The 24,302-nt window shown below is 59.2% G+C and carries 17 protein-coding genes; 10 read left to right on the top strand and 7 right to left on the bottom strand.

Annotation, left to right across the window (positions count from 1 at the left end):
* Nucleotides 1-52: 52 nt before the first annotated feature.
* Both AB4Y89_RS22210 and AB4Y89_RS22205 read right to left on the bottom strand, forming a co-directional pair.
* Nucleotides 53-1,411 (bottom strand): sensor histidine kinase, encoded by a 1,359-nt coding sequence (locus tag AB4Y89_RS22210; RefSeq protein ID WP_442303128.1) that lies wholly within the window; start codon nt 1,409-1,411, stop codon nt 53-55.
* Nucleotides 1,412-1,430: 19 nt separating this feature from the next.
* Complete coding sequence (locus AB4Y89_RS22205; protein ID WP_442303127.1) at nt 1,431-2,141, bottom strand: response regulator transcription factor; 711 nt, start codon at nt 2,139-2,141, stop codon at nt 1,431-1,433.
* 225 nt (nt 2,142-2,366) lie between these two features.
* Here AB4Y89_RS22205 and AB4Y89_RS22200 point away from each other — a divergent pair, with 225 nt between their 5' ends.
* A complete protein-coding gene (locus AB4Y89_RS22200) occupies nt 2,367-2,840 on the top strand; it encodes a hypothetical protein (protein ID WP_442303126.1) in 474 nt (157 codons plus the stop codon).
* Between the two features lie 114 nt (nt 2,841-2,954).
* On the opposite strand, the gene AB4Y89_RS22195 is transcribed toward AB4Y89_RS22200, so the two are convergent.
* Nucleotides 2,955-3,863, bottom strand: coding sequence for a LysR family transcriptional regulator (locus tag AB4Y89_RS22195; RefSeq protein WP_442303125.1), 909 nt, complete (start codon nt 3,861-3,863; stop codon nt 2,955-2,957).
* A gap of 117 nt (nt 3,864-3,980) precedes the next feature.
* Between AB4Y89_RS22195 and AB4Y89_RS22190 the strand changes: the two genes are divergently transcribed.
* Together AB4Y89_RS22190 and trhO are read left to right on the top strand one after the other, a co-directional pair.
* A complete protein-coding gene (locus tag AB4Y89_RS22190) occupies nt 3,981-4,961 on the top strand; it encodes a hypothetical protein (RefSeq protein ID WP_442303124.1) in 981 nt (326 codons plus the stop codon).
* Nucleotides 4,962-5,071: 110 nt separating this feature from the next.
* Complete coding sequence (trhO, locus tag AB4Y89_RS22185) at nt 5,072-5,779, top strand: oxygen-dependent tRNA uridine(34) hydroxylase TrhO (protein ID WP_442303123.1); 708 nt, start codon at nt 5,072-5,074, stop codon at nt 5,777-5,779.
* A 6-nt stretch (nt 5,780-5,785) separates the two neighbouring features.
* Here the strand turns inward: trhO and AB4Y89_RS22180 are convergent, their stop codons facing one another.
* The gene (locus tag AB4Y89_RS22180; protein WP_442303122.1) at nt 5,786-6,913 is read right to left on the bottom strand and encodes an alpha/beta hydrolase; all 1,128 of its coding nucleotides are present in this window, start codon (nt 6,911-6,913) and stop codon (nt 5,786-5,788) included.
* A 38-nt stretch (nt 6,914-6,951) separates the two neighbouring features.
* The gene (locus AB4Y89_RS22175; RefSeq protein ID WP_442303121.1) at nt 6,952-8,256 is read right to left on the bottom strand and encodes a helix-turn-helix domain-containing protein; all 1,305 of its coding nucleotides are present in this window, start codon (nt 8,254-8,256) and stop codon (nt 6,952-6,954) included.
* 227 nt (nt 8,257-8,483) lie between these two features.
* Here AB4Y89_RS22175 and AB4Y89_RS22170 point away from each other — a divergent pair, with 227 nt between their 5' ends.
* The 7 genes from AB4Y89_RS22170 to mctP all read left to right on the top strand — a co-directional run bounded on the left by AB4Y89_RS22170 (nt 8,484) and on the right by mctP (nt 22,872).
* Nucleotides 8,484-11,870 (top strand): TonB-dependent receptor domain-containing protein, encoded by a 3,387-nt coding sequence (locus tag AB4Y89_RS22170; RefSeq protein WP_442303120.1) that lies wholly within the window; start codon nt 8,484-8,486, stop codon nt 11,868-11,870.
* 55 nt (nt 11,871-11,925) lie between these two features.
* Entirely contained in the window at nt 11,926-14,121 is a 2,196-nt protein-coding gene (locus AB4Y89_RS22165) for an FAD-dependent oxidoreductase (protein ID WP_442303119.1), read from the top strand.
* Between the two features lie 37 nt (nt 14,122-14,158).
* Nucleotides 14,159-15,769, top strand: coding sequence for an FAD-dependent oxidoreductase (locus AB4Y89_RS22160; protein ID WP_442303118.1), 1,611 nt, complete (start codon nt 14,159-14,161; stop codon nt 15,767-15,769).
* A gap of 111 nt (nt 15,770-15,880) precedes the next feature.
* Nucleotides 15,881-18,850, top strand: coding sequence for a hypothetical protein (locus tag AB4Y89_RS22155; RefSeq protein WP_442303117.1), 2,970 nt, complete (start codon nt 15,881-15,883; stop codon nt 18,848-18,850).
* A gap of 23 nt (nt 18,851-18,873) precedes the next feature.
* Nucleotides 18,874-21,060 (top strand): hypothetical protein, encoded by a 2,187-nt coding sequence (locus tag AB4Y89_RS22150; protein ID WP_442303116.1) that lies wholly within the window; start codon nt 18,874-18,876, stop codon nt 21,058-21,060.
* Nucleotides 21,061-21,111: 51 nt separating this feature from the next.
* A complete protein-coding gene (locus AB4Y89_RS22145) occupies nt 21,112-21,306 on the top strand; it encodes a DUF3311 domain-containing protein (RefSeq protein ID WP_442303115.1) in 195 nt (64 codons plus the stop codon).
* On the top strand, nt 21,307-22,872 hold the full coding sequence (gene mctP / locus AB4Y89_RS22140; RefSeq protein WP_442303114.1) for a monocarboxylate uptake permease MctP: 1,566 nt from the start codon (nt 21,307-21,309) through the stop codon (nt 22,870-22,872).
* Here the strand turns inward: mctP and AB4Y89_RS22135 are convergent.
* Together AB4Y89_RS22135 and AB4Y89_RS22130 are read right to left on the bottom strand one after the other, a co-directional pair.
* Nucleotides 22,864-23,517 (bottom strand): hypothetical protein, encoded by a 654-nt coding sequence (locus tag AB4Y89_RS22135; RefSeq protein ID WP_442303113.1) that lies wholly within the window; start codon nt 23,515-23,517, stop codon nt 22,864-22,866. The genes mctP and AB4Y89_RS22135 overlap by 9 nt on opposite strands.
* A gap of 253 nt (nt 23,518-23,770) precedes the next feature.
* A complete protein-coding gene (locus tag AB4Y89_RS22130) occupies nt 23,771-24,247 on the bottom strand; it encodes an SRPBCC family protein (protein ID WP_442303112.1) in 477 nt (158 codons plus the stop codon).
* Nucleotides 24,248-24,302 lie beyond the last annotated feature (55 nt).

Genomic DNA, 24,302 nt, shown 5'->3' with positions numbered 1-24,302 from the left:
CAATCTTTGCAGGCTCTACTCAGCGGGCTGAAGCCACTGCTCCCACCTAACCTCACCCTTGCATCACCGGGAAATGCATCGTCACCTCCAGGCCGCCTTCCACACGGTTGCAGGCTTCCATGGCGCCTCCGTGTAATTCCACAATCCGCTGGCTGATGGAAAGCCCCAGCCCGGCACCGCGTCCGCTCTGTTCCCTCGATGCCGATACGCGAAAGAACGGCTCGAATAGATGCGGTAGAGCATGCGCGGGAACGCCTTCGCCTTCATCGATCACACGTATCGTCGCCACCTGTCCGGTTGGTGTCTCGCCCGAGAGTGTGACATTCACTTCAATCCCGGTGTGCCGCGGTGTATGTTGAATCGCATTGCGGACGACGTTCTCAATGCAGCGCTCCAGCAGGTTGGCATCGCCCTGCATCATCAGCTCATCGACTCCGGTCTGCACCAATGTCTTCTGCTCCGGTCTGCCTTCAAACGCAGCGTCTTCCAGAACGCGGCGGACCATGCTGGAAAGATCGATCCGGTCTTTCCGCGAGTTGCGCTCTGAGGCCTCCATGCGGCTGAGTGTGAGCAGTTCCGAGATCAGTGCCTCAAGCCGCTGAAGATCGCCTTCCATGCGTGATGCTGCGTCGGTATCGCCTCGCCTGACCAATTCCGCAGACAGGGTCAGCCGGGCCAGGGGCGATCGAAACTCATGCGAGATATCGCGCAGTAACGTCTGTTGCCGTTCGATCAATCTCTGTACACGGTCAGCCATGCGATCGAAGTCAATGGCAAGCTCGCCGAGCTCGTCGTTGCGTGGCCCCATCACTGGGGTGGCGCGCGCCTTCAGATCGCCCGCAGCAAAACGTCTGGCCGCACCCTGCAGGGTACGGATCGGCCGCGTGAGATAGTGGGCCATCAGGAAACAGAGCAGACTCGCAACCACCAGACCGGCGGCAATCCGTGCCAGCAACGCGGCAGGCTGAAACGCAATCCGTGCCCTTCGTCTCGGGTGCTCTAACGCAACGAAGACATACTCTCCCCGGTTGCCGTGGATCGGTATCGCCGATGTCCAGGTCTGGACATCGTTTTCGCTCCGTCGGCTGAACCGCTCTCTGGCCAGCACGGCATCGGTTGCCGCAGGAATCCTGTGAGAGCCAAGCAGTGCCCCGTCTGGGCCCAGCAGCGCACCTTCTATTCCAGATCCCTGGATATCCGTGAGGTAGTTGTTCAGAGTGGGTGGGCCGCCATGCTCATACAGTTCGACCGCGGTCTGGCCATACCAGGTGAGCGAGTTCGCCAGCCACACGCGCAGCAGTGGACGAGTTCCCAGAGTGGCGTTCACCGCGCCAACCGCGATGAGCACCAGCAGCGATGAGGCCCAGAACGACAGAAAAACCTTGCCGAATATCCTCGGGAACAGCCTCATCGGAATTGGATGACCCACCCTAAACATGAGGACTCCCGGTATAGCAGTAGCCCACACTACGGATATTCCGTATGCGCTCTCTGCCATCGGCATGGGGGCCGAGTTTTCTACGCAGGTTACTCATATGGTTATCGATACTGCGATCCACCGGACCGATCGGGCGCCCCAGGGCGTGCTGAGAGAGATCGTCGCGCGTGACACAATCGCCTGCACGGCGAAGCAGTACAACCAGCAGATCGAACTCTGCTGAGGTCAGGTCTATCGAAGCCCCATGACGCAACGCGCGCCTGTAGGCGACTTCGACCGTGATATCGCCCACAACAAGGATGTCTGCGGGTGCCTGGGGAGCATGTCTGCGCAGTACAGCACGAATGCGGGCAATCAGTTCGCCTGGGTTAAAAGGCTTCGCGAGATAGTCGTCTGCTCCATCCTCAAGCCCGGAGATACGATCGTTCGCCTCTCCACGCGCCGTCAGCATGATGACCGGGAGCGCTGCTCTGGCGCGGAGGTCCCGCAACAGCGCACGGCCGTCGCCTCCCGGCAGCATGATGTCGAGTACGACAAGGCGGTGTCTGCCGGAGAGGGCTTCGGCAAGCCCGCTCGCTACATCGTGCCGCATCGTGACGGCAAACTGCTCCATCTCCAGCAGAGAACGCAGCATGCCGCACAGCTCGATATCGTCATCAATGACAAGCAACGATGGCGCGTCGCTGTGTTCCATCTGCATCATCGCCAGATCCGCCAGAAGTGAATTTTGTCTCGCTTATAAAAACACGAAGCAAAGGCATCGGTTGCTATTGCGCCTTGTAATCCGACAAATCCTTACAAATGGGTACGTCGTCCGGAGCCGACATAACCTTACACTTCTGCCCCGCGACCATTTCCATGCCCTCGGTTCTCACACAATGTCGGCAGCACATCTGCCGCCGCACGTTGTATCTCAAGGAGACACATCATGAACAGACTTACAGTCATCGCGGCCGCCCTTGCTCTGAGTACGGGAATGGTACAGGCGCAGAGCAGCACCACCACAACCACCGTGACCGGCGCCAACGGGCAGACCGCGACACGTACCGCAACCCGCGGCAATGGCCAGACAAACGTTACCGTTACGGGTCCGGACGGACAGACAGCCACCCGCACTACTGATCACTATGCCGGCGGCAACTCGACCACCGTTACCGGGCCAAATGGACAGACTGCTTCGCGTACCGTAACCGGCCGCGGCACAGGCGATGTGAATGTTAGCGCAACCGGACCCAAGGGGCAGACTGCGACACGGAATACGCAGCGTTATGCCGGCGGTAGTTCCACTACGGTGACCGGACCGAACGGCAACTCTGCAAACCGCACGGTCGTTGGCCGTGGCACGGGCAATGCTGTTGTCACTCGCTCAGGGCCGCGTGGAACAGCTGTCCGTCATCGCTAGAGCATTTTCCTGTAGGTGTAGTGCAGGGCTTGTGCATCCATGGACGTTTTCCGCAATGAAAACGCCGCTGCACGCTCCTCCCGGGACACCCAGCAACAGGAAAAATGCTCGAGACTAGATCCTTCCGCCAATCTCTCTCATCGTGGCTCGGAGCCAGGTGTGCGCGGCATCCGTGTTCAGGCGCGGATGCCACGTCATCACATAGCGGAAGGTGCTGATCTCGGCGGGCGGCTTCAGTATCTTGATCGCTGGGTTGGAGATGGCGCCCGCCATGAACTTCTTCGGGATCGTGGCCATCAGCTTCGTTCCCGCAACGCAACGTACGGCCGCTTCGAAGTACGGCACATGGACTGCGATCTGGCGCTTGTATCCTTTGGCCGCCAGAGGCTTGTCAGGCGCGACCTGAATCCCACCCTGAATACTGACGCAGATATGCTCGGCCTGAAGATACTGCTCCAGGCTCATCGCCTTCTTCGACGGATACTTCGCATCGACGACGCAGACGAACTCCTCGTCAAAGATGGTCTGGCTCTGCAAGGGTGAGGGAGCCTCCACGATGCTGGCGGCAAAGGTCAGATCCACGCTGCCATGTCTTACTTCGTCAAAGGTCCCGCTGTGCCATGCGACAAACTCGAAACGCACCTTCTTTGCTTTCGGCAGCACCTCGCGGCAGAGCGCAGGAATCAGGACGGCGGCTCCATTGTCCGTCACAGCAATCCGGAAGTTCGCCTGTTCGTTCGCTGGGTCGAAGTTTGAGCCGCTCAGCAGACGGTCCAGCTTCGGCAGCATGACCTCCAGCTCACTCAACAGACGCTGCCCTTGTGGTGTGAGCTCGTAACTCCCAGCCGATCGAACAAAGAGATCGTCATGGAACATGTCGCGCAGCCGCTGTAAGGCTCGGCTCACGGCCGGTTGGCTCAGCAACAGCCGTGTCGCGGCGCGCGAAACGTTTCTCTCTTCGGCAAAGACAGCGAAGACAACCAGAAGATTGAGATCGGCCTGTCGCAGTTGCGTCAAACGCATACGTACTATTTGTACGATGTTCCGGGTGTATGGGGAATGCCCCCTCAATTAGTCATGGTCATAGTGGTAATTACACGTTAGCCTTGATTGCCAAGGAGCACAGGAGACCAGTTCCCGATGACAACGGCTGCACCTGTATCTGTCCAAACCATCAAGCTCTCGCTTCGCCAGCGGATCACCCCTGGCCTCATCGGTCTGTTCTATCCGGTCCTGGTCTGGAGTATTGCAGCGTGGTCGCCCTTTGCGCTGCTGCTGACGCTGCTGGCGCCGGCAGCGTGTCTCTATCTTGCATTTCGGTTGGCGCAGACCAATACCTATCGCCGTGCGACCAGGATCGCTTACTTCGCCATCGGTGCACCGGCGCTCTACAGCTTCCTGGGCGGCTGGCTCGATTCGCAGCGGTGGATTCCCTATCGCGCCAACGGTGTCTGGGTTCTGCTGTGGTGTGCCCTTCTGCTCCTGACACTGATCGAGCGGCCGGTGGCCGCTGACAATGCCCAGGCGCGCCCAGCAAAGCTGGCGATTGCACACGGAATCTCCGCGGCACTCATCACCGTCTTCGCCGTCGTCCACCTCACCAACCATCTGACAGGAGTTCTCGGTGGCTCAACGCACATCGCTGTTATGCGGCATCTGCGTGTGGTCTACCGCGCACCGGTGGTGGAGGGCGTACTCCTCACCTGCGTTCTCTTCCAGGTTGCGAGTGGCTGGGTGCTCCTCGCCTACAGGACACGCAAGCCATTCTCCGGTTGGATCGACACGGTACAGAACGCCTCCGGAATGTATCTTCTGCTCTTCTTTGCATCGCACGTAAGCGCGGTGATGCGGGCCAGATATCTTCGCCACATCGACACCAACTGGGTCTGGCTGACTGCCGATAACCTGCTCAAGGATCCATGGAGCGTTCGCCTGGTACCGTACTACTTCCTCGGCGTTCTCGCCCTCGCGGTGCATGGCGCCTGTGGCGTGCGCCATGTTCTGCTGGAGCATGAGCGGCCTCACCTCGCAGATCGGGCATTCGCGGCGATCGTCGCAGGAGGCGGGGTCGTTGCCGTCGTGATTATCGTGACGCTCGTGGCGGGATCGTTGTCGCATTGAGGCCTATGCTTGTCGAAGACCGGAGTGTGTCTACGGATCCTGAATAACCACCAGTTTCGTGGTGAATTTGTTGATATGCTCCGGCAACCAGCAACTATGATTAAAGGAGCGTGACCTACACCATCGCAGCCTTTTACCGGTTCCTCTCTATCGCAGAGCCCAAAGCTCTCGCGGCAGAGTTACGTAGTCTTTTTCAGGACTCGGACCTGCGCGGCACGCTGCTGATCGCGGAAGAAGGCATCAATGGCACGATGGCCGGCTCCGCCGAAGCCATCGATCGGCTGCTGGTGACTCTCGCGGAGAAGGTCGGCCTCGACCGCACCGAGGTGAAGGTCACCACTTCCGAAACAGAACCCTTCCGCAAACTGCGCTTCGCTGTAAAGCGGGAGATCATTACCTTCCGTCAGGCCGTCGATCCCAACCAGCCCGGTACCTATGTTCAACCCGATGACTGGAACGAACTGATCGCGCAGCAGGATGTCCTGGTGCTCGATACCCGCAACAGCTACGAGACAGAGGTCGGCACCTTTGAAGGAGCAGTACTGCCGCAGACGGCCAGCTTCTCCGAGTTTGCCGCGTATGTCCGCCAGAACCTTGATCCGGCAAAGCACCGCAAGGTAGCGATGTTCTGCACCGGCGGCATCCGCTGCGAGAAGGCGTCCGCCTTCATGCTGCAGGAAGGTTTTGAAGAGGTGTATCACCTGCGCGGCGGCATCCTGCGCTACCTGGAACAGGTACCCACGCAGGAGAGTAAGTGGCAGGGACAGTGCTACATCTTCGATAAGCGCATGGTCGTCAGCCCGGAAGACTTCCAGTAAATAGCTTCAGAACTTATATCCCTTCCATAGATACTCCAACGCCTCCGCCAGCGTCTGCTGTTTCACTGTCCTATCGGTATGCCCGGCGTTGCGAGCGAAGACGAACTGGTAGTGGTAGCCCTTCGCCTTTAGCACCCGCGCCATGTTTTCATTAGCCACCACCCAGTCATGCATGTTGTCGCGCATGGCATTGGGGTTCAGATGATCGCGGTCGCCTACCTCCATCCACAGACGGATCGGCTTCCGTGCAGATTGCGGGATCAGGTGTTCATGGAACTCCCACGCTCCATGCGGAGTCTTCGGATCGCTGGGCCACTGCTGGTTCACATATGTGCCGGAGTAGGTCAGCACGCGATGATAAAGCTCGGGGTGGTACCAGGCCATGATCAGCGCGCATGATCCGCCTGAGCTTCCGCCCATGGTGGCGCGGGCTTCCGGATCGTGCGTCAGCTTCACATGAAACTGCGCCTCCACCTTCGGTAAAACTTCCTGCTCGACGAACTCTGCGTAGCGCCCCGACATGGTGTCGTACTCGAGACCACGTTCGCTGCCTTGGGCATCGCCACTGCCATTTGAGATGGAGACGGCAATCATCGGCGGAACCTTGTGTGCGGCAATCAGCGAGTCGAGCACGGTGAAGAGCAGCGTATCCGGTCCGTCAGCGCCGACGATGAAGGGCGCGGCTGTTCCGGCCACATACTGCTTCGGTACATAGACAGTGACCTTGCGTGTATAGGGAGCGGGATGGCTGGTGGTGACGATCAGCTTCGCCGGATCATTCGGATCGGGAGTGCCAAAGGTATTCGGCTCCCGTGCAATGCCCGGATAGATCTTGCTGTCGGCCGAGCTCAGCACAAACTCGCCGACATCGCCATGCGGTATTCCTTCGTGAGCGACGGCCTCTGGTGCGGGCTGATGTGTCGGTCCAAGAATGAAGTTGCCATCCTGGTCCGCTGGCGGAAGCTCCCCATCGGCCAGATCTTTTGCCTCGACATAACCGGCTGTGTGCGGATCACGCGTCGGCGCCGGTGGCCGGACCGGTGTGGTGGGTGAAGCTGCGGTCTGCGCGTGCGCTCCCACATACGTGGCCAGTAGAAGGATGGAACAGGAGAGACGGTAGAGAGACAGACGCATCGCAGCTTTCACCTCGATGCGAAGTATATCTGCGAGTGTTACCGGGTTTCTTTAGCCAGCGGTTTGAGAGCTGCAACCCAGCTACGCAGCGGTGTAGTTCCGTTCACCTCAGAGAGCACTACCGCATCGAAGAACTCCGGATTGCCGTGTGTGGCCCGGGCCTTCTGCAGGTCGGCAAGTCCGTTCACCGAGGTCAGATACGAGATCAGCGCGTTGGTGTGGTAACCGGCCAGCACCAGGACGAAGCTATCGGAAGAGTGCCCCGGAAGCAGGGCAACGATTCCCGGGGCCACGATCCTTGTCGGTGACTCACGCACTGTTTCGAAGTGCACCGGAGCCTTAAGACCAGGTGTTGCATCTTCGATGAACTGCTTATGCTCCGGGATGCGGAAGTGAAGCTTGTCCAGATACGCCTGGTACGGCGCCAGCGTTCCCACCGTGCCCAGCAGGATCAGGTTTGCGCTGTCGGCCGACTCCGGTGAGAGCTCGGTGCTGCTCGATGGACTGATCTTTGTCCCCAGCGGCTGGAGGTATTGCGCCAGGCGAAAGACCGCGCGCGTGTCTGATGCCACCGTGTAGTCCTGCGCCAGGATCGGCTTTCCCCGTTGCGCTTCCAGTCCAGACAATGATGGTGAACGTTCAAGATCGTGGTACGAGTTAACTGCCGGATCGCGCACCACCAGCGTGTCCCCGTTCTTATCGACCCAGGTGAAGAAGACTGGATTTGGAAAGACGATCTGGGTCGGCCGCCCACCCTTTAGTAGATTCGCCCAGAAGGGTGAGACTGCGACGGAAGACGACCCAACCGCAGCAAGCTGGCTCCTGCGCTCCCACCGTGAGCCAAGCAGCCATCCAATCGCGAGCGTTCCCAGGGCTGCAACACAGAACCAGAGGTATCGGGATGCTGACGGCTTGGCCGCCACGGCCTCCGGAACTACTGCCGACCTAATCGAAGCCGGAATCTCTCGCACCGAGAGATCAGGGGCCACACCCTCTTTGGCGACGGGTTCCGCCTGGAGCTGGTAAGAGCCCAAAGGAATCGAAAGCCGCCACGGGTCCTGGGTGCCTTCGTCGTCGTAGAACTCTTTCAGCTTCTGGCGGAGACGCGCCACCTGCACACGCACCGCGGCATCGGTCCTTGGATCGAAGTCTGATCTGCGGTCCAGCGCCTCAGTGGCGATGGCGTATTCGTTCAGCTCTTCCGCACGGTGTTCCCAAAGGTAGACCAGCAGGCGCTTCATCGCGGGCGACTTCTCAAGCAGGCGGCTGGCCAAGGGGCCACGCAGCTCTACAGCACCATCCGCACTCTCCGCTGCACCCGAAAGAAGAGACGATGTCGTCATGCCGCGCGCCCTTCCGCGAAACCCTACGAAACCTTGTAGGTTGTTGAAAAAAAGACGTTACATCGTAACATAACCCCTCGCAACTCGACAATTTGCCGCCTCGGGATCGAACCTTGCCGACGTCTCAATGGAGGGCCTGTAACTTGTTCGTCCACACACAGTTTTCAAAAAAATTCGTTTCCCCTATCTCCTGGTCTCTGTCCGCAATCGGTCGTTCTCTCGTCCTCATGCTTGTCTTGCTGACAGTCTCACTCCTCACACCGAAGGCCAGTCATGCCCAGAGCTATACCTCCCAGGTGACGGGTGTGGTGAAGGACACCGCCGGAGCCATCGTCCCGAACGCCGTGCTGGTCGCGACCGACACCGCCCGCGGAACCTCCATCAGCTCCAAGTCCGATGAGCAGGGTGTCTACCGCTTCCCGTCGCTCCAGCCATCCACCTACCAGATCTCGTGCACTATGCCCGGCTTTCGCGCCTTCCAGCAGGAGGGCGTTACCCTTCTGGTCGACCAGGTGCTACAGCTCGACATCACGCTCGAGGTGGGCGAGGTGAAAGAGATCATCACCGTCACCAGCACCCAGGCCGGTGTGGAAACAGCCAATGCATCCCTCGGCCAGGTCGTCACCCAGCGCGAGATCGAGGAGCTTCCGCTCAACCTGCGCGACTCGCTCGGTCTCATCGCACTCACGCCCGGCACCGTGCTCGGACCCAACTTTAGCGACGGAGGCGGCGGCAATGTCGGCCGTAACTACTTCCGCTCCGACTTCAACGTCGGCGGAGGACGCAGCGGGTCACAGGCCATCATGCTCGACGGAGCGCCCAACACCACCGGCGACGTCAGCCGTGCCGTCATCAGCCCACCGGTTGATGCCGTGCAGGAGTTCAAGGTGCAGGCCACCAGCTATGACGCGCAGTTCGGCCGTACCTCAGGCGGCATCGTCAATGTACTGACCAAGTCCGGCACCAACGACATTCACGGCAGTGTCTATGACTTCGAGCGCGACAGCTCGATGGACGCCAGCAACTACTTCGCGACCGGTAACGTCCCCAACTACCACCGCCGCCAGACCGGCGGTGTGGTCGGCTTCCCCATCCTGCGCGATCGCTGGTTCATGTTCGGTGACTTCGAGGCGCTGCGGCAGCAGCTTCCGGTCAGTACCCTCTCCAGCGTGCCCACGCAGGCGCAACGCTCTGGCGACTTCTCCTCGACCTACTACCAGGCTCCTGCTTCCAGCGCTCCTGCGCAGGTGCTCATCTACGATCCGGCCACATATAACGCCACCACCGGACGCCGCACGGCCTTCAAGGGGAACATCGTTCCCGCAAACCGCATCAATCCGGTGGCGCTGAACATCCTGAAGTCCTATCCGCTGCCCAACCAGCCGGGCAATGCCGTCACCAACGTCAACAACTACATCTATACCGACAACTCGGTCACCAACACCAACAAGTACGACTTCCGCACCGATCTTCACCCGGGACAGAAGACCACGATCTTCGGCCGCTTCTCGCGGCAGACCGATGCTCGTATCGTTCCCGGAGCCATGCCGCCTGCAATCGCGGGTACAGTGACTGACGATCACTACATGCAGATCGTGATCGGCCTCTCTAGGGTCATCACCCAGAACCTCTTCGGCAATATCCAAACTTCATTCACCCGCGGCCTGGCGAATCAGGCAGGCGGTTTGCCTACGGTGGATCTTGGCAGCCTCGGCTTCTCTTCGACCTTTGCGTCTGTCGCGGCTCCGCAGCTCCCCATCATCTCGATGACGGACTATCGTGCACTCACCCAGAAGAGCTCCGTCGGACAGCAGCATCAGCCTCGAAATAACTACGTCACCACCGGCTTGCTTACCTATACGCGCGGACGCCACTCCTGGAAGTTCGGCGCGGAGTACTGGATTCTCAACTTCAACGAGTATCAGAACGCTAACTCTTCCGGTACGCTGAAGTTCGATCACACCTTCACCCAGCAGAATCCAACTGCGGCTACCAGCAAGACGCAGGGGAACGACCTGGCCAGTTTCCTGCTCGGGATTCCGTCGGGTGTAAGCTCGACCACCGGCGCTGCGGGAAGCTACATCCGCAAGGTCGCGAGTATCTCCACCGGCGGCTTGTACTCCGCTCTCTTCGTGCAGGATGACTTCCGCGCTACCTCACATCTCACGCTGAACTTCGGTCTACGCTGGGACCTGAGCCGCGGAAATCGCGAGAAGTACAACCGCGTCGCATGGTTCGATCCCACGGCTCCCAGTCCTCTCGCCGGTCCGGCCCATCTTCCCAACCTCACCGGTGTCGCCGTATGGGCGGGCAGCGGTCAGTCGAGAGATCAGCAGGAGACCAAGTGGACCAACTTCAATCCGCGCTTCGGCTTCGCCTACCAGTTGCCGCGTCAGGCCGTGCTGCGCGGAGGCTACGGCATCTTCTTCCTTCCCAAATCCGTGCAGGCCAGCGGCGCAGGCGCGATTGGAACAACGGTCGATACGCTGATGCCGATCGACAGCGTGATCCCAACAAACTCTTTGACCGATCCATTCCCGCAGGGCGCAACGCTTCCCAGCAATAACCGCGATCCGAATACAGGCGCCGGTTCCACCATCAGCATTCCGCTCTATCACTACACCTCGGGCTACGTGCAGATGTTCAGCCTCGACTTCCAGAAGCAGCTCCCCTATGGATTCGTGCTCGACATGCACTACTGGGGGAACCTGGGAACGCATATCGCTACCTCGAAGAACCTGAACCAGTTGCCCAATCAGTATCTGAGCCTCGGTTCGAAGCTCACCACGACCACTGTTCCCAACCCGTTCTATGGAGTCCTGGCGAACCAGTCCGCGCCCGGGCAGAAGACCATTACCCTGCGCCAGTCGCTGTTACCTTACCCGCAATATGTCGGCGACGGCGGAGTGGTGCAGGCCTACGAGCCAGCCGGAAAGACCAATTACAATGCCGGCACGGTGCAGGTGACCAAGCGCTTCTCGAAGGCGCTCAGCGTAAACGTCGCCTACACCTATGCGAAGTCGATGGATAACCTCGGCGTTCCGCTGGACTCCTACAATCGCGCCGGAGAGTACGGCCTTTCCGATCAGGACGCTACACATCAGGCCATCATCAGTTTCCTTGGCCAGCTTCCCTTCGGCCGTGGAAGGCGCTTCGCGCACGACATGAACCGCTTGATGGAGACGGCGCTTGGCGGCTGGGATGCAAACACCATCATCCGCCTGCAGTCCGGCTTCCCGGTCAACATCGCTCGTCCGGCGGTCCTTGCTCCAGGTGCGAACGCGCAGCTCGATAACCCGACACCGCAACAGTGGTTCGATACCAGCGTCATCACCAGCGCAGGCTCCTACTCCTTCGGAAACATGGGTCGCCAGATTCCGCATGTGCGCAGTGACATGCTGCAGAACGTCGACTTCGTTCTGGTGAAGAACATCGCCGCAAGCTGGCACGACCACACCATCACCACGCAGTTGCGTGCGGAGTCCTACAACTTCCTCAATCACCCGCAGATGTCGGCGCCAAATGGAACGCCTACATCGGCCAACTTCGGCACAGTCACCACGCAGGCAAACCGTCCGCGCGCCTTCCAGTTCGCCGTGAAGGTGAAGTTCTGATCTCTCGCTCACAGAAACCATGAACCCAATCGATTTCAAAACAAGCAGAGGACTGATGAGATTCAAATGTATCCGGGTAGGCGTGATGAGCTGCGCGATCGCGACTTTCGCCATGCAGCAGACGAGCATCGCACAACCCTCAGAGACGGCTGTAGTGATCTATGGCGCCACTCCTGCAGGTATTACAGCTGCAGTGGCAGCCGCACGCGAAGGCAGGCATGTCGTTCTTGTTGAGCCGTCGGCGCACATCGGCGGTATTGTCGCCGGAGGCCTGACGAAGACTGACATCGGACGACGAGAGACCATCGGTGGCTTGCCTGCCGAGTTCTTTGCCAGGGTTCTGGCCCACTATGAGCACGCCTTTGGTAAAGATTCCGAACAGGCTCGCGCGACCAAAGGCGGCATCTTCTTTGAGCCACATGTGGCAGAACAGGTCTTCGCAGAGATGCTCTCGGGCGCGAAGGTCACGGTTCTCAAGGAGCGGCAGCTCACAGCAGCTTCACTTGGTCCCAATCATCTGCAGTCGATCACAGTGCAGGCTCCGGATAAGAGCCTGCAGCAGCTCGCCGGCAAAGTCTTCATCGATACCTCGTATGAGGGCGACCTGATGGCGGCGGCGCATGTACCGTATCGTGTGGGTCGTGAGGGCTCTGCGGAGTATAACGAATCGCTGGCGGGCATGAACCGCGGTCCGCGCGAGCTGATCGGGAAAGGAGATCAGCGGCTTCAGGCCTACAGCATCCGTTCCACGATTACGAACCGCGCGGACCTTCGGGTGCCCTTCCCAAAACCGCAGCACTACACGCCTGAGGCCTTTGCAGATTTCCTCGCGCACATTCACCAGAAGAACATTCACACCTTCCAACAGCTCTTTCCAGACGTTCCTGAGTGGGGACCGGTAAATGGAAAGTCCGACCCCAACAAGGCAGACGATGTCGACGGAAACCTCAACTACGTCGAGGCGGATCCGGCAACGCGCCGTGCCGTCTATGAGCACACCCGCGATCTCTGGCTGACCTTCTGGTACATGCTGCAGAACGATCCATCGTTGAGCGATGAGTTCAAGCAGACCGCGCACGAATGGGGCCTGCCAAAAGACGAGTTCGCAGACACGGGCAACGTCTCTTCACAGCTCTACGTTCGCGAGGCTAGGCGGATGATCGGCCGCTACCTGATGACCCAGAACGATGTGCAGCACGACCGCACAAAGCCCGACGGAATTGCCATCGGCAGCTACGTTATCGACTCGCATCCGGTGCAAACCATCCTTACGGATAAGGGCCTCATCCAGGAGGGTGGAAACATCGCCGGATGGACCGATCCCTACAGCATTCCCTATCGCTCCATTACGCCTGCCAGTCCTGACAATCTGCTTGTTCCTGTCGATCTCTCGGCGACGCACATCGCGTACTGCACCATCCGCATGGAGCCGGTCTTTATGGAGCTTGGTCAGGCGGCTGGTTTGGCCGCATCGATGGCGATCGAGAAGAATCTCTCGGTTCAGGCAATCTCGACGGACGAGTTGCGCAGGCGGCTCAGCGAGCAGAAGATCCCGCTCGATCCCATGTTCCGTCCGCGCGTCGCCATCGAGATGGACGACCCGGCCGCGCCGGGAGCTGCAACTCAATTCCACGTGAAGACGCTTGAGGTGCACTCGCCTCTCACGCAGTACTTCTGGAACTTCGATGGATCGGGCAGCGTGCAGAGCACCGATGCTGCGCCGAAGTGGACCTTCGTTGCGGGCAAACCATATACGGTCAGCCTTACCGTGGTGGACTCCGACGGAAACTCCTCGCTGATTGCTAAGCGCACCGTTGGGACAGCAGCGGATGGAACACCCGATGTGACGATGAGCTATGAGCAGGCGCAGGAGCATGGTCTATGGGATAAGACCGCAATTGCCGGTCTGGATGAACGAGACCTCGTCGCCTGGCACGACCTGAACAACGACAAGGGCAAGAAGTCGGTACGGTTCGAAGCAAAGCTGTCGCGGCCTGGAACCTATCGCCTCGCGATCGCTTATCCCAAGAGCATCAGGCGAGCGACCAATGTGCCCATTACCGTGACCACGAATCAGGGAACCCGCACGCTTCACCTTAATGAGAAGGTCAAGGACACGCCATTCGCCTTTGTCCCTCTCGCCGACTTCCACATCGCTCAGGGGGAATCGCCCTCCGTGACCGTCGGTACCGCCGGCACTGACGGCGATGTTGCGATCGAAGCCATCCGCTGGCTGTGGATCGGGGAGTGACCCGGTGGATGAAACTCACTTACTGCAAAAGGAAATTATGCGACCGACTCGAATTCTCTTGCTGCTGCTTCTGTCCCTGCTGTCGACTCCGCGTTCCATGATGGCCGCGGAAAAGGATGTGTACGACGTCGTGGTCTACGGAGGGTCGGCCTCCGGAATCATCGCCGCCGTGAGCGCTGCGCGTAACGGAGCGTCAAAGGTTGCGCTGGTCTCGGCCAATCCTCATCTGGGCGGCATGGTGACCAACGGGCTATTTCGCACGGATGTTGGCCGTCCCAGCGTCATCGGCGGCATTCCGTATGAGTTCTGGCAGCGCGGGGATACGTACTACCAGCAACACCACCTCACCCACGCCAGCATGTGGAATACGGAGCCGCATATCGCCGAGCAGATCTTCAATGACATGCTGAAGGAAGCTAAGGTCGTTGTCGCTGCCGGCAGCCGGCTGAAAGAACACGGCGGCATCAAAAAGGAAGGCAAGCAGATCGTCGCCATCAACACCGAGGATGGCAAGACGTTTCGCGGCAAGGTCTTCATCGATGCAACCTATGAGGGCGATCTCATGGCCTTCGCCGGAGCCTCCTATATTGTCGGCCGCGAGTCGCAGAAGCAGTACGGGGAATACTCCGCCGGCGTGCGTGATGCTCACTCCGAACATATCAAGGCATTGGACGCCGAGGGTAAGCTGCTCGCCGGCGTGATGCCACATCGCGAAGGCAACGTCGGTGACGCCGACAAGAAGACCCAGGCGTATAACTTCCGCGTCGTCCTCTCACACGACAAGAAGAATCAGCTTCCCTATCCCAAGCCCACGCACTATAACCCGCATCTCTACGACGTGCTGTTGAACCGCATGCTGGTTGCGGCGAGTCACGATTCCGACGAGCGTCTGGTCAAAGGCTTCTGGCCGGCCCTGGCGATTGCCAGCGATAAGGCCGACCTGAATTACGCCGACTTCGTCGCCGGAAGCTGGGACTATCCCGATGCGAACTACGCCACACGCGAACGCATCTGGCAGCAGCACTATGACTTCATTGCCGGCATGTTGTGGTTCATGGCGAACGATCCGCGCGTACCCAACGCTCTCCAGAACGCTGTCAACGAGTGGGGTCTGGCGAAGGATGAGTTTGTCGACCACAACAATTGGCCCTATGAAGTCTACGTGCGCGAGGCCCGCCGCCTGATTGGCGACTACGTCATGCGGCAGCAGGATGTCGTTGAAAACCTCACCAAGCCTGACTCCGTTGGCCTCGGCAGCTACGGCCTGGATGTCCATCCAGTACAGATGTTCGCGGACGAGAAGGGTGAAGTCGCAACCGAGGGCGTTCCGCAGCGTACCGAGCAGGTGCGGATGAAGCACGTTCCCTATCAGATGCCGTATCGCATTCTGCTTCCTAAGGCGTCAGAGCTTACCAATCTGCTGGTCACGATCTGCCCATCCACCAGCCACGCAGCTTACTCCACGCTTCGCATGGAGCCGCAGTACATGATTCTGGGGCAGGCGGCCGGCGCGGGCGCTGCGCTGGCGGTGAAGAACAAGGTTGCCGTACAGGCCGTCGATATCAAGGCGCTGCAGCAGAGCCTGCGTTCCGGTAACGCCATCCTCGAAGTTGATCTCACACAGTTCAAAGACGTGTTGAACCAGTAGTGCCTCAAAGGAGACCGCCATCCTGCGGTCTCCTTCCTTTTCCCATGGCTGGTTGTATCACCCGCTTTGCCGTTCAATTCACGACAGATCGGTGTTCCTGAAAGGAGCTCCATGTCCCAACTTGCGCGTTTTACATCTGGTATCGCAGCTCTCATGCTTCTGGCAGCCTCATCGGCGGTTGGCCAGACCATACCCGCCGGAGCGCTTCTGAAGCACCAGCCCTCCGGAACCACTAACTACGTCTTCAACTCTTCAGTCATGCTGACTCCGCCGGCCGCGCCCGCTGATGCTTCCGCCACCATTCAGGCGGCGATCAACACCATGGCCTCCGCCTCGTTGTCCAAGGGTGGCGTGATTCTGCTCGCGCCGGGGACCTACTATCTTGCCCATACGCTGCAGCTCGAAGGCAGCGGAGTTACCCTGGTCGGCGTTAGAGCCGTAACCTCCACCGGCCAGAACGGAAGCTATCCCACACTGACCTACGACGACTCGCTGATCGATGACGACTACAACAATCGCAGCGCTATCGAAACGACACTTGGCGTGGATGTTCCCATCATCGATACGCCGGCCGCGATCCGCTTCAACGGCAACGCGGACTACTCCGGGACCCGCACCTTCAACTACGGTGGCCTGATCGGGATCAACCTGACCTTTACCGGGACTGCGGGTTCGGGTAGCGAGGGAGACACCGCCACCGGTTTGGCTATGAATCTGCCGCATCAAACACTCGTTCGCGATCTGACTATTACCAACGCATACAACGGTCTCGACGTTGGCGACAGCACCAGCCCCTACTTCCTGAACATCAATATTTCCGGTGTACGAGGGACATTCGGTGCGCGGCTGGGAACGTTCAATACCGATGCGATCAAGATGCATGCGCTCACGGTCACCGCAAGCACTGGTAATACGAGTACGACCCTGGCGATCATTCCCGCCAACATGGAGCTGATCGGTGGCAATCTCTCCGGAGGCGGTGTCGGACTTCACATCACCGGTGCTGACTCCACCACCTTCGCCAACGATGTCTACCTGCGCTCTCTGCTGATTCAGCACACCAATGCGCAGGGAATGCTGGTCGACTTCGCACGGCAGGTCTACGTCAGTGATACCACCATCAACTACGCCGGTGCAGAGGCTATCAAGGTGACACCGAACTTCTATGGCGGCCTTGCGTTGACGAACCTTCGGACCTCTTACACCGGCCTGAGCGCCATCCGCGTACAGCGAGGCATGAACATCAACCTGGTCAATGCCGTCCTGCTGAACAGCGGTCAGCGCAAGTCAAGCGCGAGCTCTGATGACCTGCCCATCGCCGATCTCTCCGTAGACTCCAGCGTCACCTCGCTGAACGTCGTCGGCGGACGTTTCGGCTCCGCGAATGGAACGACAGTTCACGAGGACTGGGGTATGTATGTCAGCACTACCAGCCCGCTTTATACGCCGTGGCATACGCCTACGTTGATTGCTTCGAACATCGACTTTCTCAACATCCCTACGGCGCAGCGGAGCTCCGGCATCACCATCACCAACCCCAGCGGCTACTACACGCTCTACAACGCCGGCTACTTCAACCCGCCGGCAGAGGATGGCTGGTCGCTTCAGAACCTGCCTACCGATCCGGTCGGAACCGGTGTGATGGCCGTGGTCAAAGGCTTCAATCTGTATGACCTGCCCGAAATTCGCGATCGCCAGTGGATCGATCTCACCTCCTCTTCGCTTAGTACACATCCTGTGGTGGACAGTTCCGGAAACATCAACGCGGCGAACTTCACCTATTGGGAAGACATCGCAGCCAACCAGTTTCCGGAAGGCGCTGTGCTGTATCTGCCAGCCGGCCACTTCAATAGCAGCTTCAGCTCGTACACGCGCAAGATCTACAACCTATCGAATCCGCTTGTGATCAACCATGCCGCCATCCAGGTGCTCGGCGATGGCCGCAACATTACCCAGATCACGGACGCGGTTGCTGTTCCCACGCAGAATGTATTTCAGGTCATATCTGGGTCAACCGGAAGCGGTCTCTTCGGCCTGACAGTCTTCTATTCGAAAACAGCGGCGCTGACAGCTCCGTCGAATACGCCTGTCACGTACGCTCCTCCCTTCCTCCTTACCAATACCTCGCAGATCCGGCTCGCCAATGTCGGTGCACGCTACAGTATGGGCGGCGGCGTCTCCATCGTCGACACGACCAACTCTGAGCTCTTCGATGTCGATATGTCGAGTATGGGTGTCAACAACACACAGCCCACGGTTCCGTTGGGTGTGTACACCCTGACGGCGACGACGAATGAAGCAACCGCCGACATTCGTTTCTACCAGGCCTATGGCGAGTTCCTGCGGAATATCTGGATGCCCTCGTCTTCGTCGTTCTGCAACACCTCGACAGCGTGTACGCTTCCACCGGATCAGATTCCGGATCTCGAGTGGATCCGTCTTGTCGGTGGAGTCACACGCTTCCGCACCGACTCAGGGACACTGATCGAAGGCAGAGTGGGTTACCAGACGGTCGCCAACGATCAGGGAACACCGCACAATCTCTCGTCGTTCAAGTTCGCAATCGATCATGCCTATGTTTACGGAGCCGACCTGCAGCAGGCCACCGATGCCGACTTCGACGAGCCCTGGATTAACACCCGCAACATCGCCTTCTTCGCCGAGAGCGGTGTCAGCGGAAACCTCAGGATTCTCACCTCCGGCAGCCGCGGAGCAGCCTTCGAGGCTTTCCTATTGCAGGGTGGCGCCACGGTCTCACTCATCAACTGCCAGATCGGCAATAACTCCAACCGATGGACTCCGTACAGCACCATGCAGACACGACCGCTCTCCGGTGTGTATGTTGGACCATCTGTGGGCAGTACGGTCTTTGTTGGTGGCATGAATGGCTGGATCGCCAATTCCAGTTATGCCAATGCCTCCGTCAACGGCAACCTGCAGGACTATGGAATCATTCTTGGGACAGGTGCTTCGACCTCGGCCTATACCGTCTACGGAACCGACCTCTACGGCAACAATGCCGCGAAGGTAGGGCAACAGACCGGAGGCGGTACGGGCGCAACCGTATTGATCCCTAACTGAGCATCAGGAGACGCGCTCTAATCATGCCGGTCGATACGAGACCATCAAGCTGGAAGCATTTCCTCACCATGGGAGCGGTCGTCGTCACGATGATCGCTCTCGGGTTCAGCCATGCCCAGGGGCAGGATGCAGAGGCTATCAACTTCCAAACTCATGCTCTCTGGTCGCCGCGGCTGAACATCGAGGCCGGCACGGCCATCGTCTATGGCATCGACGCCACGCTTCCCCAGCGCGTCGAAAGCTGGCGCAGTCACGGATATCACGTTGCGCTTATGACCGGCGTCTCCTGGGGAGAGTACAGCGATTATCTCGACGGCCGTTTCGACGGCAAGAAGCACTGGGACGAAGCCCAGATGGACCGCGATGGGAAGATGGTCCTGCACGGCAGCAATCCCCGCATCCCTTACATCGCTCCATCGGCCTCGTATGGAAAATTCCTTGCAGCCGGAGTGCTGCGCGCTCTCGATGCCGGTGTCGAAGCGGTCTTCCTGGAGGAGCCCGAGTTCTGGGCGAAGTCCGGCTGGAGCGAAAGCTTCAAACGCGAGTGGCAGGCCTTCTACGGAACTCCATGGGAATCACCCGACAGCTCGCCGGACGCACAGTATCGCGCATCGAAGCTCAAGTACTTCCTCTATCGCCGCGCGCTTGCGGATGTCTTTGCCGCAGTGAAGCAGTACGGAGACGCACATCACAAAAGAATTCCCTGCTACGTCGCGACTCATTCATTGGTGAACTACGCGCAGTGGCGCATTGTCAGTCCGGAGTCGTCGCTGATCGATGTCGGCGCCGATGGATACATCGCGCAGGTCTGGACCGGAACATCGCGCACACCCAACGCTTATGACGGCAAGGTGCAGGAGCGTACCTTCGAGGCCGCCTTCCTGGAATACGGCGCCATGCAGAATCTCGTCCGCGCCTCAGGCCGCAAGGTCTGGTACCTGAACGATCCCATCGAAGACAATCCCAACCATACCTGGGAAGACTATCGCTTCAACTGGGAGAGCACGCTGACGGCATCGCTCTTTCAGCCGGAGGTCAGCAGCTACGAGCTTGTGCCGTGGCCCGAGCGCATCTTCGGTCCGCGAGGCGTCTATCCCTCGGAGGCTGATCCATCCAAGCGGGTGCCTATAGCGGCTTCCTATGAGACGGAGCTCCAGACCGTTTTCCATGCTCTCGGCCAGATGAAGAAGAGCGCAGGCCGTGCACAGTGGCTGGCAGCGGGCTCACAAGGAATCGGTGTTCTGGTCTCAGACGCCCTGATGTTCCAGCGCGCCACGCCCTCTTCTTCTGATGAGCGGTTGAGCTCCTTCTTCGGCCTGTCGTTGCCGCTGGTCTCTCACGGCATCCCGGTGGAGCCGGTCCAGATCGAAAGCTTCCACCAGGCGAAGATTGCCGACCGTTATCGCTGCCTGCTGCTCACCTATGAAGGGCAGAAGCCGCCGTCCATCGCCTTCCACCATGCACTCGTCAATTGGGTAAAGGCTGGTGGAGTCCTCGTCGTGATCGATGACGGAAAAGATCCGTATCAGGCCGTCACCGATTGGTGGAATGCCGCGCCGCGTCACTATGCCCGCCCGATGGATGAACTCTTTGAAGAGCTCGGTATCGCGAGCTCGCAGACCGGTGTCGTGCATGTGGGCAAAGGAGCAGTGCTCCACGAGGCCGCATCGCCGACCGCGCTGGCGATGCAGGCGGATGGTTCGCACCATCTCCTCAACAGCGTCAAGACTGCGCTCGCGGCAAGGTCGATGCGACTCGAGGAGAGCGATCGCCTTGTCCTTCGCCGTGGACCATACATCATCGCGAAGGGACTTTCTGAAGCAACGACCGCTTCTTCCGGTAAAGCATCCGGATATTACGTCGATCTCTTCAGTGCCAACATGGACGTGCTGCATACCTACGCGCCCAAAGGGAACACGCACCGCTTCCTTCTCGATATTGCGGCCATCAGCACTGCAACGCCAACGGTCATTGCATCTGCGGGACGCATTAGCAACGAACACAATGAACAGAAGTTACTGACCTTCTCCGCCGATGGCATTGAAGGCTCCACGGCCATGGTTCGTATCAAGACAGCCTCCGCCGTTACCGGAGTACGTGTGAACGGCGCTGCCCTCGACCATACCGCCTTCGGCTCTGACGGCGCCACCGCATGGCTGCGTTTTCCGCAGCATGCATCGCCACAAACGATCGAAGTGCATTTCAAATAGTCTGCGCCGCAATTACGGCGTGGAACCGCTGCATCATTTTGGGAGTCATACATGAAGCTCGCGCAAAACACTAAAAGCCGATGGACGTGGCTGCTCGTCCTTCCTTATCTCGGTCTTCTTTTGCCGTTTCTCTATGCACGGCGTACGCCGGAGATCTACGGGGTGCCGTTTTTCTACTGGTACCAGTTCGTCTGGGTTTTTCTCACTGCGGCACTGACCGGCATTGTCTACTGGAGGACACGCTAAATGCAGCTCCTTCACTCCCCAGCCTTTCTTGTCTTCCTCGCGATCCTTGCCGCTGTCTCTGTGCTTGGTTTCCTCGGTGCCCGTTGGAAGCGCGGGGACCTCGACCAGCTCGACGAATGGGGTCTTGGCGGCCGGCAGTTCGGCACACTGATCACGTGGTTCCTTGTGGGCGGTGACTTCTACACCGCCTACACCATCATCGCTGTGCCGGCTCTCGTCTTCGGCACCGGCGCAATGGGTTTCTTCGCGCTGCCTTATACCATCATCGTGTATCCGTTTGTCTTTCTTGCCATGCCACGCCTGTGGTCCGTCGCCCGCAAACACGGCTACATCACACCGGCTGACTTCGTGCATGGCCGCTACGGCAGCCGCACCCTGGCGACGCTGGTGGCCATCACCGGCATTACGGCAACCATGCCGTACATCGCCCTGCAGCTTGCCGGCATGGGAGCCGTGCTGGCGCAGCTTGGCCTTACTGGAGATTCCTGGATCCAGCAGGATCTGCCGCTCCTCGTCGCATTCCTCGTCCTGGCGCTCTACACCTATTCGAGCGGTCTGCGCGCCCCGGCCATCATCGCGATCGTGAAAGACGTTCTGATCTATGTCGTCGTTATCGCCGCCATCGTCATCATTCCTGCAAAGGCCGGTGGTTACACCCACATCTTCTCCGGGGCAGATGCTGTCTGGAGCCGCCAGAACACGGCATCGCTCATTCTGCTTCCCAGGGACTACACCGCCTACGCCTCGCTTGCACTGGGTTCCGCTCTGGCGGCGTTCATGTACCCCCATACCGTGACCACCATGCTCGCTTCGAGCAGCGGCCAGGTCATTCGCCGCAATGCGGTGCTCCTGCCCGCATATACCTTCCTGTTGGGGCTTATCGCTCTCTTCGGTGTGGTCGCGGTCGCTGCCGGAATTCACCCCGCAACCTCCAGCGGAGTCGTGCCGGAGCTGATGACCCGTTTCTTCTCGCCCTGGTTCACCGGTCTTGCCTTTGCTGCCATCGCGCTGGCGGCGATGGTGCCGGCGGCGATCATGTCGATCGGAGCCGCCAACCTCTTCACCCGCAGCATCTACCGCGCCTACTTCCGGCCTCATGCAACGGCACAACAGGAGTCGCGCGTCGCCAAGAATGTTTCCTTCGGCGTCAAGTTTGGAGCACTGCTCTTCGTCTTTACCTCATCGCACGATTTCGTCATCAACCTGCAACTGCTGGGCGGAATCTGGATTCTGCAGACCTTCCCTGCCATCACCTTCGGTCTCTGGAAGAGGGTCTTCCATCACCAGGCTCTCATCGCCGGTTGGGTCGCCGGGATGACCGTAGGAACATCGATGGCCGCGGCGCTGCGCCTGCACTCCTCTGTCTATGCACTCAACATCGCAGGCACAAACATCAGGCTCTATGCCGGCATCTGGGCACTGATGGCGAATATCGTTGTCGTGTGGCTGACGTCGATGCTTCTCGACCGCACCGGTATCCAACGCAACCACGACGAAACTGCACACGCCGATTATCAGGACGAGTGTGGCGTCTCCGAGGTTCTCATCAAAACGGTGTCATCGTGAATCAACGGTTCCCTGTCTTCGTACCCTCCACCCAATCGTCTGAATCACGACCGCCGCAACGCTCAGGCAGGCAAACACAACCACCCATGGAAGCTTGCGTTTCTCGATCATCTGGTACGCAACTCCATGCGCGATGGTGAGCCCGAAAGTGACATAGGCCCACTGCTGTATTGCCTTCCAACGCCCTACCCCGAGGCGGCGTAGCGAAAGGTCGTTCGAGATCGCCAGCAGCACCAGAAAGAGTAACGCCGCCCCCAGCCCGACAAAGTTGGCGAAACCAAACTCCGTATTCTGGATCGCCAACGGATGCAGGCGCTTGAAGAAGTACATCCACATCCGCCCCCGCAGATGCACCGTCAAGCCAACGGCGGTATGTACCAGCGCAAGTATTGCGGCCCAGATGCCGATATCTCTGCGCAGGTCGAAGCTCACCGGGTTTGGTCTGCGGCGAAGAACGTTCCACGGACCAAGCCACAGCGAAGCCACAAAGAAAGCTAGGCTGGCATACGCTGTTGCCATGCTGAGCCGATGCCTGAAGTCAGGAGGAGGTGTCGCAAGATAAGCGCCGGCGGTGATGATGATCGCGCTCATAGCGAGCAGGCTGTGCCGCTTCGTGCGGTTCACCCAGTATGCTGTGCTGCCCATAACTTTGTTTCTCTCTTGTAGACATGGTTGCGGACGTTCTACGTCCCGGCAGTTCCGCCCATCCTTCTTACCATTGCGGAACGGTCTTTGCGAAGTAGATGAACCAAGCGGACAAATGGGCGTGAAGCCAGCCTGCTCTCCATCGCATAGTGGTCCCGGGCACGAATTCTGCCAGCGAAGCGAAAAACGGCCCATGTCCCTATGGGGACATGGGCACGTGGAGATGGTTGATCTCAAATATGGCGCGGGGCTTCTATAGTCCACCAACTAACTTCGCAAGCTGCTCCGTGCAGACCTTCCACCCCTCATGGAAGCCCATCTTCTCGTGTGCTTCGCGATCCGCCTCGGTCCAGTGGCGCGCGACCGCGGTGTACTTCGTCTTCCCCTCGTATGCCTCAAACGTAAGCGTGACGGTCATGAAAGGCTTCTCCGAGGGCGCCCATGCGTCGGTATAGGCGTCGGTGAAGACCACACGCTCATTCGGCACTACCTCCAGATAGACGCCGCGGGATGGAAACTCCGTTCCGTCCGGACCGCGCATTACGAACATCGTCGTTCCGCCTGCACGAAGGTCAGTCTCCGCATGCGTGGTCGTGAACGGTAGGGGAGCGATCCACTGTTTCATCAACTCCGGTTCCGTCCATGCGCGAAACAGCTTCTCCGGTGCGGCGTCAATCACGCTGGTAAGAATTAGGTCGCGGCCTTTGGTCTCTGTCGTCGTGTTGCTCATACGTCCATTGCTCCTTTTACTGTGAAGATGTGAAGTCGATGTGTTATCGCGGCTT

The organism is Terriglobus sp. 2YAB30_2 (genome assembly GCF_052114765.1).
In the GTDB taxonomy this organism is placed as follows: domain Bacteria; phylum Acidobacteriota; class Terriglobia; order Terriglobales; family Acidobacteriaceae; genus Terriglobus.
This window is presented reverse-complemented; position numbering and strand designations above follow the sequence as displayed.

Coding starts and splice junctions, on each gene's coding strand:
- AB4Y89_RS22210 (WP_442303128.1), bottom strand. CDS start 1,411: ATGAGGCTGTTCCCGAGGATATTCGGCAAGGTTTTTCTGTCGTTCTGG.
- AB4Y89_RS22205 (WP_442303127.1), bottom strand. CDS start 2,141: ATGATGCAGATGGAACACAGCGACGCGCCATCGTTGCTTGTCATTGAT.
- AB4Y89_RS22200 (WP_442303126.1), top strand. CDS start 2,367: ATGAACAGACTTACAGTCATCGCGGCCGCCCTTGCTCTGAGTACGGGA.
- AB4Y89_RS22195 (WP_442303125.1), bottom strand. CDS start 3,863: ATGCGTTTGACGCAACTGCGACAGGCCGATCTCAATCTTCTGGTTGTC.
- AB4Y89_RS22190 (WP_442303124.1), top strand. CDS start 3,981: ATGACAACGGCTGCACCTGTATCTGTCCAAACCATCAAGCTCTCGCTT.
- AB4Y89_RS22180 (WP_442303122.1), bottom strand. CDS start 6,913: ATGCGTCTGTCTCTCTACCGTCTCTCCTGTTCCATCCTTCTACTGGCC.
- AB4Y89_RS22175 (WP_442303121.1), bottom strand. CDS start 8,256: ATGACGACATCGTCTCTTCTTTCGGGTGCAGCGGAGAGTGCGGATGGT.
- AB4Y89_RS22170 (WP_442303120.1), top strand. CDS start 8,484: ATGCTTGTCTTGCTGACAGTCTCACTCCTCACACCGAAGGCCAGTCAT.
- AB4Y89_RS22165 (WP_442303119.1), top strand. CDS start 11,926: ATGAGATTCAAATGTATCCGGGTAGGCGTGATGAGCTGCGCGATCGCG.
- AB4Y89_RS22160 (WP_442303118.1), top strand. CDS start 14,159: ATGCGACCGACTCGAATTCTCTTGCTGCTGCTTCTGTCCCTGCTGTCG.
- AB4Y89_RS22155 (WP_442303117.1), top strand. CDS start 15,881: ATGTCCCAACTTGCGCGTTTTACATCTGGTATCGCAGCTCTCATGCTT.
- AB4Y89_RS22150 (WP_442303116.1), top strand. CDS start 18,874: ATGCCGGTCGATACGAGACCATCAAGCTGGAAGCATTTCCTCACCATG.
- AB4Y89_RS22145 (WP_442303115.1), top strand. CDS start 21,112: ATGAAGCTCGCGCAAAACACTAAAAGCCGATGGACGTGGCTGCTCGTC.
- mctP (WP_442303114.1), top strand. CDS start 21,307: ATGCAGCTCCTTCACTCCCCAGCCTTTCTTGTCTTCCTCGCGATCCTT.
- AB4Y89_RS22135 (WP_442303113.1), bottom strand. CDS start 23,517: ATGGGCAGCACAGCATACTGGGTGAACCGCACGAAGCGGCACAGCCTG.
- AB4Y89_RS22130 (WP_442303112.1), bottom strand. CDS start 24,247: ATGAGCAACACGACGACAGAGACCAAAGGCCGCGACCTAATTCTTACC.